This window comes from Shewanella sp. SM69, assembly GCF_025653985.1.
Lineage (GTDB): Bacteria > Pseudomonadota > Gammaproteobacteria > Enterobacterales > Shewanellaceae > Shewanella > Shewanella oncorhynchi.
Genome location: NZ_JAKKRV010000007.1, coordinates 137,933 through 151,738, shown reverse-complemented (window position 1 = coordinate 151,738; position 13,806 = coordinate 137,933). Strand labels below are relative to the sequence as shown.

Sequence of the window (13,806 nt, the reverse complement as noted above, 5' to 3'; positions counted from 1 at the left end):
GCCTTATTCCTCATGCTTCAGAGTTTCAAATTAAACCTAAAATTTAGTCATTTAAATAATAGGTTAGTGTGGAAACGATGCGAATTTGTTTAATGTAAGGTGTGCTGCTGTCGCGGTCTGAAATGGTGAACTGGCCTTGACTCGCACTTTTAATTTTTCCGAGGCGAGAATCCGAATCCTTAGCAAATTTTTCAGCCACTTCGCGGGCATTTTGAGTCGCTTCTTGCACCATGATAGGTTTGACTGAGTTGAGATCGGTAAACAGAAACTCAGTGCGATTATCATAATCTTGGCTGGCAATCGCTATACCTTCTTTTACTAAGTTAATCATTTGCTTACGGGTGTTCAGCATGAGATCAATCTGTGGGGTATAAACTGATAGGTTCACTTTTGCCGAGTAACGGTATCTGACGTTGGGATCGACATAACCTTGGGCTTGGCGATCTTCAATTGAAGGCAAAGAGACAGTAATTTCGCTGTCGCTAAAGCCTTGTTCCTTTAAAAACGCCACAACACGATCGGTTTTTTGCTGAACCGTCTCATAGAGTTTAGGCAGATTGTTATCGACCTCAGTGAAATTGATTGGCCAAATTGCCACATTGGCTTTGACTTCTTTTTCCGCTAAGCCCTTTACCGTGACAGTGCGTTCCATGGCTTTCATTTGCAATAGTGCTGAGCTTGCTGTCTGGCCTACATAAACAAGTCCAGCGCAAAGGAAACCACCTAACAGCAGGGCAGGAAGGATGTTACTTTTTTCCATAAAAAGAATCTCTTGATTAGATGAACTCAGTCTACGATACCGAATAAACCTCAGTCATGCACTTAATGCCACTCGCTTAAGAGCGAGTGGCATTTTTACTTGGATATTTCACCGTTTTCCTTAGCACCACACGCGGGTAGCTGGACCGCTTTCTCTTTGGGGGTAAAATCAACCTTTTGCCATTTTCCCTCAGTCGTTTTAAGTGCTGTGGGATCGCTCCTGGACTCCCTCTGTCGCTCCAACCAAACTCATCCTGTATTAAAAACAGGGCATTAATGAAACTGATCCTCTGTGGCTCAACTTTATGCTGTAATGCCATTGCGGCCATCTCTAGCCGAACAATATTGTAGGTCGTCAAGATCCCCCATAATTCTTGATACACCCCATCCTTCTTCTTACTGCGCAGGACAGGTTTATTTTCCAGTTGATATTGCTTCAGCTCACCATACCCCCTCTCTATCTCCCATCGTTGCCAATATACCTTGAGCAAATCGTTCACTGGATAGGTATTGGGGCATAGACAGGACGTGATAAACCCTTTGATATCACCTTTGGGTGACGGAATAAGGATAAGGCGGGCTTGCCAGCGCTCCCCCAGATAAGGCGCTTGCTGTTTAGCTTGGGGTGATACTGGCATCTCAACCAGATGGTCATACTCTGAGAATGACTCGATAATTTGATAGCGGGTCTTAGACTTTATCGGGGTTAACCAATGGGTGTTAGCACCGCTTCCTTGCCAGCTGATGAGTAATTCCGCAGACATAAACCCACGGTCAAACAACGTGAGCGAATGCTCGGGAGCTGAGCCAACCAATTGCTGTGCATAGTGAATTTCACTGTGGGTAACGGGCCCGAAAGCCGCATCAGAAAGTAAGTGGCTACGAGTAGACATTAAGGTGACCGCCAACACAGAGGGGAAAGAAGCCGTGCTTTGTGCAAAGCCAAAGTGATGATTTTCTTCAGTGTTATGAGTCTTAAAGTACGTCCCATCAACACTGAGCAATTTCAATCCCGCTATCTCATCAAATTCGCACTGCGTTTCCCACTGTGCGGCGGTTGTTTTGAACAGATAACGCATGGGCTCTGAACCCAGCTTTTCTTTGGCTTTGATGATACTACTGGTCGCCAGTGGTGGGAGCTCCCCCTTGGCGTCGGGAAACGCCAGTGACAGCGTATCACAGACTTGCTGAATCGAGCGGTTACGCATCAAACCAATGCCTAGAACCAACCAAACAGCTTGCTCAGCAGGGAAACGGCGGGTTCGAAGCGAGGCCCTGCCAGTTTGTTGCACCGCCTCAGCCACCCAATCGATGGGAACATGTTTGGCGAATACATCAATATCCTGCGCTTGGCAAAATTCAGCGGTAACGAGTAGCTCTTTAGAAAATTCAGACATAAAAAATCAGCCGCAACTTAGATTGCGGCTGATTATGAAGCCCTTGAAAGATCGTTCAACTACTTAAAACGATCGGCATTAAGTCATGCACTGGGTTTATTCGGAATAGATGCCGCTTAAGGCAGAGGAGATTATGTTGAGAGATGAGTTTTGAAATATCTGTTTAAAGCATTTATTTTTCAGGAGGGATGGCGCTTGGCTGCCATAATTCGACTTTATTGCCGTCAGGGTCAATAAACCAGCCAAAGCGGCCAAATTCTGAATCTTCAATACCACCAATCGGTTGACCGCCACCTTGCTCTACTTGTACTAGGGCTTGCTCTAGATCGTCAACGACAAAGTTGAACATAAACCCTTTATCTGAGGGGGCGAAATAGTCCGTGCTATGGGCGAAAGGAGTCCAAACATGGTAGCCAAGAGTTGATTTATCTGTGTGATAAAACGCGGCGCCTCCCCAGTTTTCAATAGGGACTTGAAGATGGGTTTTGTACCAAGTTGCCAAGGCAACGGGATCGACACTTTTAAAGAAAATTCCACCGAGTCCAATGACTTTAGCCATAGCCGTAGCTGCATTTACAGGAGTATGAATTAACTTTAGGCAATAAATGCTTAAGATACAAAAAAGCCGCAAAAAATGCGGCTTTTGGTGTTAGGAATTTATCTTAGAACTGGTAGCTGTATTGAACTGAGTAGTACATACCACTCGATTCAGTAATCGCATTAACAGGGCCAGCGATTGCGCTGTTTTCGATCAGGTGAACTTCTTCACCTTTAATATAAGCGATACCAAAGTCAACCGTGTTTTGTAGGTTGATATGGTAGCTCATACCCGCTGTGTACCAGTTACGGTCAGAGTCTGGGAATGAAATAGAGCTAATTTCGTCCACAACGCCTTGGTCATGCATATAACCTGCACGAACGGTGAATTGTTCGTTGATAGTATAAGTACCACCTAGGCTGAATAACCATGAATCTTTCCATTGGTATTCTTTCAGCGCAACATCACCTACGGCTTGAGTCACTCCAACAGCAGGAATGGTTGCAACACCATCTTTAGCTGTGATTTGTTCAAAATTACCCCATTGGGTGTGCTGCGCTGTATAGTGCAGAGCAAACTTAGGGGTGATTTGATGAAAACCTGCAACTTGGAAGATATCCGCTAGCGGTACATTTAAACTATCAAAACTGGTGGCAACAGCCACTTGTCCAACATTTGGTATATTGGTTGATGTAATGGTATTAACATCACCTTTAACATTCACTGTTGGGCTGAAACGGTAGCTGATACCGAAACGATTGTCTTTATCTAACTCAATTGTGGCACCCACAATACCACCAAACGCCCAACCGTCAGCGTCGACGTCAACCAGAGGTGTCGCGCCCATGTTACGGGTTAAACGACCTTCACCGTAAATGGCATCAATACCAGCACCGATACTGAACATGTCATTAATACGGTATGAAAGGCTGGTGTTAAAATTAACCGTTGTTACTTCTGTTTCGCCAAGCAGATCATAAGGTGCTGGTGAGCCTGCTGGTAAACTCTTTGAAAGTGAGCTGGCATCGGTACCGGTACCAAAGTTAGAGAAAGCGGCAAAACCTACGGCGAACTTATCGTCGATGGGGTGGATGTAGAAAATATTAGGGATAATTTTAGAGCTACCCGCGTCATCGATGCTGCCTAAGTCAACGGCACCACCGGCAAAGTTAACGTCTTTAACATCAACAGTAATATCGGCATAAGTTAAGCCGAAGGAGATCGCATCTTTATCGAATAATGCCATAGCAGCAGGGTTACGTGATAACACAGAAGCGTTATCGGCAATAACCGCATCACCCGCAAATGCACGGCCCATACCCGTTGCTGATTGGCTGTTTAGTTGAAAACCTGAAGCTAAGGTTTGTGTGCTTGCTAATGCGACAGAAACGGCAATGAGTGTCTTGTTGAATGTTTTCATTATTATTCTCTCTATTTTTTATAAGTATTGGATTTTTATTCGGTCCTAGTCCGCCGAAAGTATTTAAATCCATTTATTAGTCTCCGGCATCTTATGGATTCAATGTATCCTCAACAAGTCCGACCAGAAGTGACATATGTTAATTTTCAGTTAATTAAAAGTCTTTAAAACAAGAGTGATACTTTAGTATGCTTGAATGGTCTGGCCAGATGCTTGATATGAAGGGCTTTGGGTGCTGCTATGGGTTTCAATTGAAGTTAACGGTTTGTAATGGTGTGTAGGGTATTTAAAAGGATACAAAATGTAAAAAGCGCACACTTGTGCGCTTTTAAACATATGGAAGCATATCTAGATTAGAGTGCAGACTTAAATTGTTCGAACTCTGTCGTTATTTTTTCACTTGGAGCAGAGAATTTACTGACTAAAATACCCGCAATAGTCGCGAATATAAACCCAGGAAGGATTTCGTATACTTCAAAAATGCCACCAGTGAGTTGCTTCCAAATCACCACGGTTAATGCACCGACAATAATAGTGGCAATAGCGCCATTACGGCTATATTGCTTCCAAAACAGGGATAACAAGACTACGGGACCAAAGGCCGCACCAAAGCCTGCCCAAGCATAACTCACTAGGCTGAGTACGCTACTTTCAGGATTGAGTGCTATCACACCTGCAATCACAGCGATAGCGAGTACACCTAAACGACCTACCATCATTAGCTCGCGATCATCGGCCTTTGGGCGCAACCATTTACGGTAGAAATCTTCGGTAATGACACTTGAGCAGACTAAGAGTTGTGAGTCGATAGTACTCATGATTGCCGATAAAATAGCGGCGATTAATAGCCCACCAATCCATGGGTTAAACGCCGCTTGAGCTAAATGGATAAACACTGTTTCAGAATTGGCTAATGGCTCTTTGGCGAAATAGAGCGAGCCTGCGATACCTGTGGCTAATGCGCCAATGAGAGATAACACCATCCAGCTCATGGCAATACGGCGTGACAAGGGCAGGGCATCGGCACTGCCTATCGCCATAAAACGCGACAAAATATGTGGCTGACCAAAATAACCTAGGCCCCATGCGAGCAAAGATAACATGCCGATGGCAGTGGTTTTGTCATTGACCAATGCCAACATCGCGGGATCGATCGTTTCAATACCTGCATGGCTTTCGGGGTGAGCGAAAACGGCGAAAGGGACAATCAATAGGGCGATGAGCATTAAACTGCCTTGGAAAAAGTCAGTCCAACACACTGCAAAGAAACCGCCAATAAAGGTGTAACCGACTATGATGGCCGAGCCAATCACGAGGGCTGCGGTGTAATCAAGCCCAAAGACCTTCTCAAACAAAATCGCGCCACCGACCATGCCAGAGGAGGCATAGAAAGTAAAAAACACCAGAATAGTGATTGCGGAAACCAGTTTGAGATAGCCTTGGGTATCGTGGAAACGTTTCTCGAAAAAATCCGGTAAAGTGAGGGCGTTATCGGCGAGTTGGGTATAAATGCGCAGTCGTTTGGCAACAAATAACCAGTTTAGCCAAGCACCAATAATTAATCCTACGCCAATCCAGGCTGCACCTAAGCCGCTTAAGTAAACTGCGCCGGGTAACCCCAGTAACAGCCAACCTGACATGTCAGATGCACCCACGCTGAGCGCGGTTACTGCGGGGCCCATTTTGCGGCCGCCTAAAATATAATCATCAACAGTATCGGTAGCACGGTAAGCCCAAAAACCTATGCCCATCATCAATACTAAGTAACCAACAAATGTGATTAAAATCGGGGTTTCAATCGTCATCTTGCCTTTTCCCATCTTTTTATTATTAAAAGTGGCAAGCATGCTACCAGATGTTTGAACGTGCGCCCATTAGCAGATGTAAGTGTGATTGAAATCTAACCTCCGATAACATGAAAATATCGGAGATTGATTTTTAAATGCAAGTTATAACAATAGCTTAAATAAATATATTCTTGATTTCGTCTTTTATATAGCTAAGGTCAGCTTGATCCTCACCTATGAGCAAAATAAATGCATCGGGCGTTTCAAAGCCCATTCCTTGATATTTACCGTCGGCGAAGGTTTTATCCAACACCATACGTTTCTCGAGTGGCACGATAAAGAGTGTCACCTTACTTTGTTCGCCCTGAAGTACTAAGTGCAGGCTTTTTACCCCTTGAAAATCGCAATAAGAGGTGTAATACACTTTGCCCGGTTGTTGGGTAAATTTGGCATTGCCAAAGTCTTTTATCGACGCAAGCTGGGCATTTTTTTGACTAAAATTGACATTTTGATCGACATGCAAGGCAATATCTTCATGGTAGACATGGGCCAGTGCATGTTCAGCCAAATCAATAGGCCCTAAGCGTAATAGGCTGAAGCTGATCCCTACCACAAACGCAACCGAGGCTGCCATGGCCACTAAAAAAAACGTTTGCCGGCGCTGTTTATGGTGCTGTTGTAACTGCTGACGCAAAATGAGTTTGTCGGCGAGATCCTCAGCCACATCTACTTTCAATGCGTTGCTCAGTTTGGCATCAAGGTTTTTAAGCTCATTGATTAGGGCTTGGTTTTCTGGCTTTGCATTGATCTGCGCCAGAAAGTCAGCATCTTGATTATGAGGATCTTCATAAGCTTGACGTCTAAATTTAAGCTCATCCATTGGATTGACCTCTCACATCATTCTTCTCAAGTAATTCTTTCAATTGGCTCCTCGCCCGAAATAAACGCGTCATTACGGTGTTGCGATTGAGCTCCATCAGCTCGGCGATTTCATCACCGCTAAAGCCACCAATGAGCTGGAGTAAGAGTGGTTCGCGGTATTCGATATCCAGCTTGCCAATTTGTCGACGGATCAGATATTGCTCGGTCTGCTCTTCACTGCTATTGGAGATATTGTCCTCTAAGGTATCTTGCTCAACGTCGGAATAATCGAACTGTTTACGCTCGAAACGCCGCGCATTTTCACGCCTAAGAATCGTGATCAGCCAAGCTTTCGCCGCTTTATCATCCTTGAGGGAATCCAAAGAGCGCCACGCCCGCAAGAAGGTTTCTTGGGTAATGTCTTCAGCCACGTGCTTATCGCCGCATAACCAATAGGCGTAGCGGAAAATGTCTGCATGTAGCGCCTTGACTAGGCTGTTGTATCGTCGTTGTTTGCTTAGCATGTCAGAAGAGACCGCGGGCTCGACGGATTTCTTGCGCCAGTTAGCAAACATTTTTTATCTTTGGGCTTTTTGGCGGAATATTTAGCATAGTAGCACTCGCTTCTTTGTCATTAACCCCATCATTTATTTAGGATTCAGTGGGCTTAATGGCGCTGATTTTGGGTTTGAATGTTTATGCTCACAGGCCTTAACCGCGTTAAGTAAGGCGGTACATTCGGCGCTTAAGTGGCTATTTGTATTGTTAGAATTCGCACTGCTCGTATTAGCACTGTCAGTATGGTGGCTCTTATCGGCCTTCGCACTGTAGGCTTTGATTTGCAGTTGCTGTATCGCTGCTGCCAGTTGTGGTGACTGCTCAGCAATCTTATCTAATGTCATAGGCGTTTGCTGTAACTCACTGAAAGATCGCTGCAATTGCAACATAATTCGGCTTACATCGCCACTGGCGCAGGCTTGCTCTAATCCTTTCAAGCCGGAGGCAGTCACTGATTGTGCTGAACTGATTGAAGAGTTTACTGCAATTGGGGCGGCCGTTTGGTTTTTTAAGGCGCGGCGCCAAGCGACTAAGGTGATAATCCAAGCGACTAGAGTGACCAGCCATAGCGCAGCAAAAACAGTGGTTAGCCAAGACCAGCCCTTATCGGCCGCGGAGTTGGTTTCCCATGTTGGTTGAGCTGGCGTATCACTGACAGCACCACCTTCAACGATTATGGTACGTGCGGGCAGCGTTGCAGTTTCTTGACGTTTAAGGCGCGGATTCCACCAAGGCACTTTGATTTCGGGCAAGGTAAAGGTGCCCGCTTTGCTGGGAACGATTGCCGAAGTAATACTGTACTGCGAAACAATTTGTGCATCGCGCACAAAGGTCTGCCGCAGGGGTTTTTCTGGGTATGACTTGAGTTCATCGGGCAGAGTTTGCACTATATCAGGCAGACTATTTTCATCGGCATTGGAAGCCAACAGTGTAATAGTGCGGGTGATAGGGCTACCGACGGTAAACTTTTTAATATCCTCAGGGAAGTTTTCTTTTAGCGCTACTAAATCGGCAACCAGCCATTGGCCTTGGAAGCTTGTTGGTGCGGGATTCACTTGAACTGTCAGTGAGGGCGCGCCTGCTTGCATTGGGCGGCTTTCATTAAAGCCAAACATGCCGCCGCGGCGTTGGGATTCTACCAGCACATCGCCAGCAAAGGTTGCACCTTTAATATTCACTTGGCCGGGCAAATCGGGAATGATGCCATAGGTGCGTTCAATCACGCGGTAACGTCGGCCATCGACTATCTCTGAACCATCCCTATCTTCACCGATTTGTTTGATCTGTGCGCCTTCTATCACAGGTGCACTCAATACGCCCCTTTGTAATTCCACCGCCAGATAGAGCTTCACCTTGTAGGTAATGAGCTGCCCAACATAGGCTTCGTCGGTCGAGACTTTGGCGTCAATGAACAGATTGTTCATTTGCGCGGGCTGGCTACCAGTTTCGACCACTTTGAGTGGAATAGGCGATGAGCTGACGCCGTCAATACTAAAGGCTGGAATGGTTAACTGGCCTTGTTGTTTTGGCGCGAGCAGTACTTGCCAGCGGGTTTCTTTGACCGCATCGAAGTTCATGATTTGCGTGCTGCGACTCACGCTAGTACGGCCGACAATAAAATCTTTCAGTAGTGCGGATGTGTCAAGCTTTCCGGTGTCGACTTCGTCATCGACACTGATGTTGAGCACAAAGTATTCGCCCTCCATCACAGGGTTGCGATCGACCGAGGCCTCAATTTTGCTAAGTGCAAAGGCGGGATGGGCCACTCCGATGGCAAGGAGTAGCAGGATAAAAAATTGTCTCGTCACCACTGTTCGTTATCCTTTGATATTTGGCCATTTTGACGGCGTTTTTGATATTCCAACTGCATCTTGTTGCGCAGTAACACTTGCGGGTCTTCACTCACGCCCCTCAGTGCTCGCTGCATTTCTGCGGGCAGTGGCTCGCTATTGGTTGGCGGTGCCTCTACCGATTCACTCATAGCAGCCTCTTGTTTATCTTGCGCATTTTGCTCAGGAGCTTCTTTGGCGGCAACGCTTTGCTTTTCTTGCTCAGCTGACTTTTGCTCTTCAGCATCGGCTTTAGCCTGCGCTTGCATCTTAGCTTCATTGTCTGCAGGTGAATTGTCTACCGGCTCATTTTCCTGCGCATCCTGCACGCCATTTTGCTGCTTGGCTTCATCCTGCTGATCCTGAGCATTGCCATTTTGCTTATCTTGCTCAGATAGTTGCTCATCCGTTTTTTGCTGTTCAGGGCTTTGATCCGCGTCGGCATTGTCCTGTTGATCCTGAGACTCTTGCCCTGCTTGATCTTGCTTATCTTTCTGAGCGCTATCTTGGTCAGATTGCTGTTTATCCTGCGACTTTTGGTCACCAGATTGTTGGTCGCCAGACTGTTGGTTGCCTGAATCGGGATCACCGGACTGTTGATCGCCTTGTTGATCTTGGTTCTTATCCTGTTGCTCGTTTTTACCTTGCTGTTGTTGCTGTTCTTGCAATAACTTTTCAGCTAGTTCAAGGTTGGCCTTGGCCGCAGGGAAATCAGCTTGTTTCTCAAGTGCGGCTTGATAGCGCTCCTTGGCCTTATCGGGTTTACCGAGCTGCATCAACGCATTGCCTTGATTGTAGAGGCCTTGGGCTGAGCTATCTTGCTCGAAGGTTTTCAGTGCTTGCGCAAAATCACCGGCTTTGTATTGGGCGCTGCCACGCCATTGGGGCGACTCAAACTGCTTAGCGGCGTTTGCGTAATCTTGGGATTGATAGGCCTGCATCGCTTGTTGATCTGTGGTTTTCCACACATTGTCCCAGGCATTGTCCCACATACTGGCATGGGCTGGCTGAGGCACAGCCGCGAGCAGTAAGCTGCCAGCAAGAGTGATAAATCCAACACTGGCCACGATTCCTTGTCTAAAGCTGAAAAGGGCGGGTAGCAGTAATAATAAGGCGAGGTAAGGACCGAGATCCTGCCAAGTTTCACCATCAAGATCTGTGGCTTTCGCATCGCCAGCATCGCTTAACCATTGCTGTAATTGGGCGAGATCATTACCGTCGGTGCGATTTTGGATTAAAACGCCTTTGTTATTCGCGGCCAGTTTTTGCAGCAGAGCGAAATCAGTGCTGGCCACAACGACTTCGTTGCTGCTGTCGCGTTGTAATTGTCCATCGGGTAGACGAATTGGCGCACCTTGGCTGGTGCCAAAAGCGACGACGGCGAGGCGATATTGGGTGCCATTTAATGCCGAGTTAGCCTCATCAAACTGGGCAGCAGTTATGCCATCTGTCATCAGGATAATATCACCGCGAATATGCCCACCCTGAGCCAGTAGCATTTTAGCTTGGGTCAAGCCTGCCGCTAAGTTTGAACCACGAACGGGCATAATCTCAGGACTTAACGTCGGCAGTAAATTGAGTAATGTGCCGGTATCACGGGTTAATGGGCTGATAGTAAAGGCATCGCCTGCAAAGGCGACTAAACCAGTTTCACCTTCTTTAAGATTACGCAGAAGATCCGTTGCCCTAAATTTGGCTTGGGTTAACCGATTCGGCGCAAGATCGGTGGCGAACATAGATACGGACATGTCCATCACCAGTACGCGGCCTTGCTCGGCGGCAAACACAGGTAAGGATTGTTTATTCACGGCAGGTCCGGCGAGTGCCAAGGTTGCAATCAACCAAGTGAAGGCTAATAAATGCAACGGACGGCGGGATTTTTTATTACCTTGGGTGACCAATACCTTGGCTAAGTGCGGCGCAATATAACGATTCCAAGCGCTGTGGCTCTCGTGTTGCCGCCATAAACTCAACAAGGCTAAGGCTAGCGGTACTAGTGCGAGTAGCCATTCGGGACGAATAAAATGTAGGCTCATTATTTGATGTTCCCCTGTGAAGTGGTTGCGACAGAGGGTTTAACGCGGCGCGCTGCAAACAGTGGCAATTGACCTAAGGCAATCCACAGACTCGTCAGTAATGCCAGTGCCAGCGGCCAATAGAACAGATCTGCCTGCGGACGATAGCTTAATTGATCGCGACTCACGGGTTCGAGTTTATCGATTTCTTGGTAAATCTGGTCTAGCTCTTGGCTGTTACGGGCGCGAAAATAACGGCCGTGGGTGACGTCGGCGATATGTTTAAGTTGGTTTTCATCCAGATCCATCGAAGGATTAACCCGCTCGCGGCCAAAGAGTGTACGGCGCTCCATTACATCTGCGCCCACACCAACCGTATAAATGGTAACTTTACGATTAGCGGCAATTTGCGCTGCTTGCTCTGGTTCGATATTGCCCGCATTGTTAGAACCGTCGGTCAATAAAATCAATACTCTATTACTCTCGTCCATTTTATCGAAGCGTTTTACCGCTAGAGCGATAGCTTCACCTATGGCGGTTTGCTTACCGACTAAGCCAATTTGTGCTTCTTTTAAAAATTGCGCCACTGAACGTCTATCTTGGGTGAGCGGCGCCTGTAAATAGGCGTGATCAGCAAAGAGGATCAAGCCGATACGGTCACCCTTGCGGCGCTCGATAAAGTCACTGACGACGTGCTGAATTAAAGTGAAACGATCGACGGTTTTGCCATTCACCACCATGTCTTCAATCTGCATACTGCCGGATAAATCCACCGCCATCATCAAATCACGGCCTTGGCTTGGCAGTTCGATAGGTTCACCAAGCCATTGAGGACGAGCAATAGCGAGCACTAACAGGCACCACATCAGCCAGTAGCGTTTGCGGCTCTGGCGCGTGTTGGCCGCTAAGCTTTGTTTGCCCGTTTGACTTATTCCGGGTAATTGCAGCCGGCCACCATCCACTTGTACTGTGTGTTGGCGCCAAAAAATCAAAGGTAAAGGCAATAACATCAATAGCCAAGGCCATGCAATTGTTAACATTGTGCCTCCGCTTTTTCAGTGTCAGTTTGCTGGGTTGGCGCTTGGCTTTTAGCTCGAGCGTCGCCACTAGCTTGAACGTAGCCCTTAGCTTGAACAAGATTCGGCTCAGGGGCACTCAGTTTTGCTTTCGATGCCAACCAAGCCTGTGCGAGTTGATGTAATTCATTGGCTTCAGCTAAGGTCAATGGCGTTGCCTGATGGCGTTTGGCTAATAAGGGGCCGATACGTTGGCGTTTATGCTCGGGTAAATAGCTGTCTAACCAAGCCGCCCAAGCTTCACCATCTAAGGAGGCTATCGCTTCTCTGCTGAGGTAACTCATGGCGGTGCGCTTTAATAGGCTGTTGACGTCAGAGGCATAGGAAGTCGCTTGTTTATCGAGCTGATTGAGTAACTGCTTCGCGGCTTTTTTCGGCGCTAAGTCACGGGCGCGTTGTCTTAGCCAGATAACTAAGAGTGTGATGAGGGCAATCACAAGTGCTAAAACCAGCCAATAACCGATTGCCCAAGGCCAAGCGCCGATCGGTTCGGGATGAATAATATCCTGCAGTTGAGCAAGTGCTGGATTTGGCGCCGTAAAAGGCATAGGTACTGTTGCCTGTGGATTTGCTATTTCTGAATTCACTGTTGCTGGATCCATAGTTAACGCAATAATTCCAATTGATGGGCTAGGGGAGCACCCGCATCTATGAGCTGGGTGCGAACGCGCAGTTGCTGCATCATGGCGATAAAATCGTTTTGCTGACGCAACTGAATGTCGAGCCAAGCCTGATAACTGTGGCGGGTAAGCACTAAGTCCTCATCCCCATCCCGTACCGGCAAATTAAAGTTGTGCGGTAACGGCAGTGTGCCTTGACGCAGAGGATCGGTAATAAGATAGGCACCCACATCGCAATGACGCTTAAGCTCGGTGAGAGGCGCGATACATTGGGGACTAAAATGGCTGCCATCTGTCACTATCCAAACTAAGGAGCCGGGTTTGGCGATACGTTGTAATCGCTGACAGGCACGCAGGATATGGTCAGGATCGCGCTGGCCAGTGCCAACATGATTGAGCTGATTTTCGTGCACACGGCGCAGGCCTGAGATCAATTGCAATATGCCCTGACGACGGCTGCGGGGTTTGAGCTCTAAATGCTCAGACTCGCATGCGATCAAGGCGCCGAGCCGATCGCCATGGTTAATCGCATTCCAACCTAAGGTGGTCGCAAGGTGTCCTGCTTGCACCGATTGCAGCAATAAACTCGAACCAAAATAGAGGCTTTGGCTCAAGTCGATTAACAATAAAATAGGGCGCTCACGTTCTTCGACAAATAACTTAGTGTGAGTTGTGCCTGTACGAGCGGTAACGCGCCAATCAATGGTGCGCACATCGTCGCCCTGTTGGTAGTGGCGCACCTCGGCAAACTCCATACCGCGGCCTTTGATTAAGCTGCTGCGATGGCCCGCTAAATTAGCGCGGGCACGGCTATAACGCTCAGGCATAGCACGGGCGATATTTTGGCACGCCAGCAGCTCTTGCTCGGTTAAATGCAAGCCATCGGCAAAAAGCGGCAAGCCATCGACCGAGGCTGAGAGTCGCGCTGTGTCACTCATCTTATTTC

At 47.4% G+C, this 13,806-nt stretch carries 12 protein-coding genes; all 12 read right to left on the bottom strand.

The genetic code is table 11. The features are described from left to right. Positions 1-43: 43 nt before the first annotated feature. Positions 44-760 (bottom strand): SIMPL domain-containing protein, encoded by a 717-nt coding sequence (locus L5M37_RS11640; protein WP_028761062.1) that lies wholly within the window; start codon positions 758-760, stop codon positions 44-46. Positions 761-836: 76 nt separating this feature from the next. Then, the gene (locus tag L5M37_RS11635) at positions 837-2,156 is read right to left on the bottom strand and encodes an IS4 family transposase (protein WP_218678339.1); all 1,320 of its coding nucleotides are present in this window, start codon (positions 2,154-2,156) and stop codon (positions 837-839) included. A 172-nt stretch (positions 2,157-2,328) separates the two neighbouring features. Continuing rightward, positions 2,329-2,715, bottom strand: coding sequence for a VOC family protein (locus L5M37_RS11630; protein WP_028761061.1), 387 nt, complete (start codon positions 2,713-2,715; stop codon positions 2,329-2,331). A 103-nt stretch (positions 2,716-2,818) separates the two neighbouring features. Continuing rightward, the gene (locus tag L5M37_RS11625) at positions 2,819-4,114 is read right to left on the bottom strand and encodes an OmpP1/FadL family transporter (protein WP_263200566.1); all 1,296 of its coding nucleotides are present in this window, start codon (positions 4,112-4,114) and stop codon (positions 2,819-2,821) included. Positions 4,115-4,467: 353 nt separating this feature from the next. Beyond that, complete coding sequence (putP, locus tag L5M37_RS11620) at positions 4,468-5,919, bottom strand: sodium/proline symporter PutP (protein WP_263139137.1); 1,452 nt, start codon at positions 5,917-5,919, stop codon at positions 4,468-4,470. 157 nt (positions 5,920-6,076) lie between these two features. Continuing rightward, the gene (locus L5M37_RS11615; protein ID WP_263200565.1) at positions 6,077-6,781 is read right to left on the bottom strand and encodes a DUF3379 domain-containing protein; all 705 of its coding nucleotides are present in this window, start codon (positions 6,779-6,781) and stop codon (positions 6,077-6,079) included. Continuing rightward, the gene (locus L5M37_RS11610; protein ID WP_006085483.1) at positions 6,774-7,337 is read right to left on the bottom strand and encodes a sigma-70 family RNA polymerase sigma factor; all 564 of its coding nucleotides are present in this window, start codon (positions 7,335-7,337) and stop codon (positions 6,774-6,776) included. The genes L5M37_RS11615 and L5M37_RS11610 overlap by 8 nt, the downstream gene beginning before the upstream one ends. A gap of 72 nt (positions 7,338-7,409) precedes the next feature. Next, complete coding sequence (locus tag L5M37_RS11605) at positions 7,410-9,131, bottom strand: BatD family protein (RefSeq protein WP_263190937.1); 1,722 nt, start codon at positions 9,129-9,131, stop codon at positions 7,410-7,412. Next, on the bottom strand, positions 9,125-11,185 hold the full coding sequence (locus L5M37_RS11600; protein ID WP_263200563.1) for a VWA domain-containing protein: 2,061 nt from the start codon (positions 11,183-11,185) through the stop codon (positions 9,125-9,127). The genes L5M37_RS11605 and L5M37_RS11600 overlap by 7 nt, the downstream gene beginning before the upstream one ends. Further along, the gene (locus tag L5M37_RS11595; RefSeq protein WP_263200561.1) at positions 11,185-12,204 is read right to left on the bottom strand and encodes a vWA domain-containing protein; all 1,020 of its coding nucleotides are present in this window, start codon (positions 12,202-12,204) and stop codon (positions 11,185-11,187) included. The genes L5M37_RS11600 and L5M37_RS11595 overlap by 1 nt, the downstream gene beginning before the upstream one ends. Continuing rightward, entirely contained in the window at positions 12,198-12,842 is a 645-nt protein-coding gene (locus tag L5M37_RS11590) for a DUF4381 domain-containing protein (RefSeq protein ID WP_113940707.1), read from the bottom strand. Before L5M37_RS11590 ends, L5M37_RS11595 begins: the two co-directional genes overlap by 7 nt. A gap of 2 nt (positions 12,843-12,844) precedes the next feature. Continuing rightward, a complete protein-coding gene (locus L5M37_RS11585) occupies positions 12,845-13,798 on the bottom strand; it encodes a DUF58 domain-containing protein (RefSeq protein WP_198572767.1) in 954 nt (317 codons plus the stop codon). Positions 13,799-13,806: the final 8 nt, after the last annotated feature.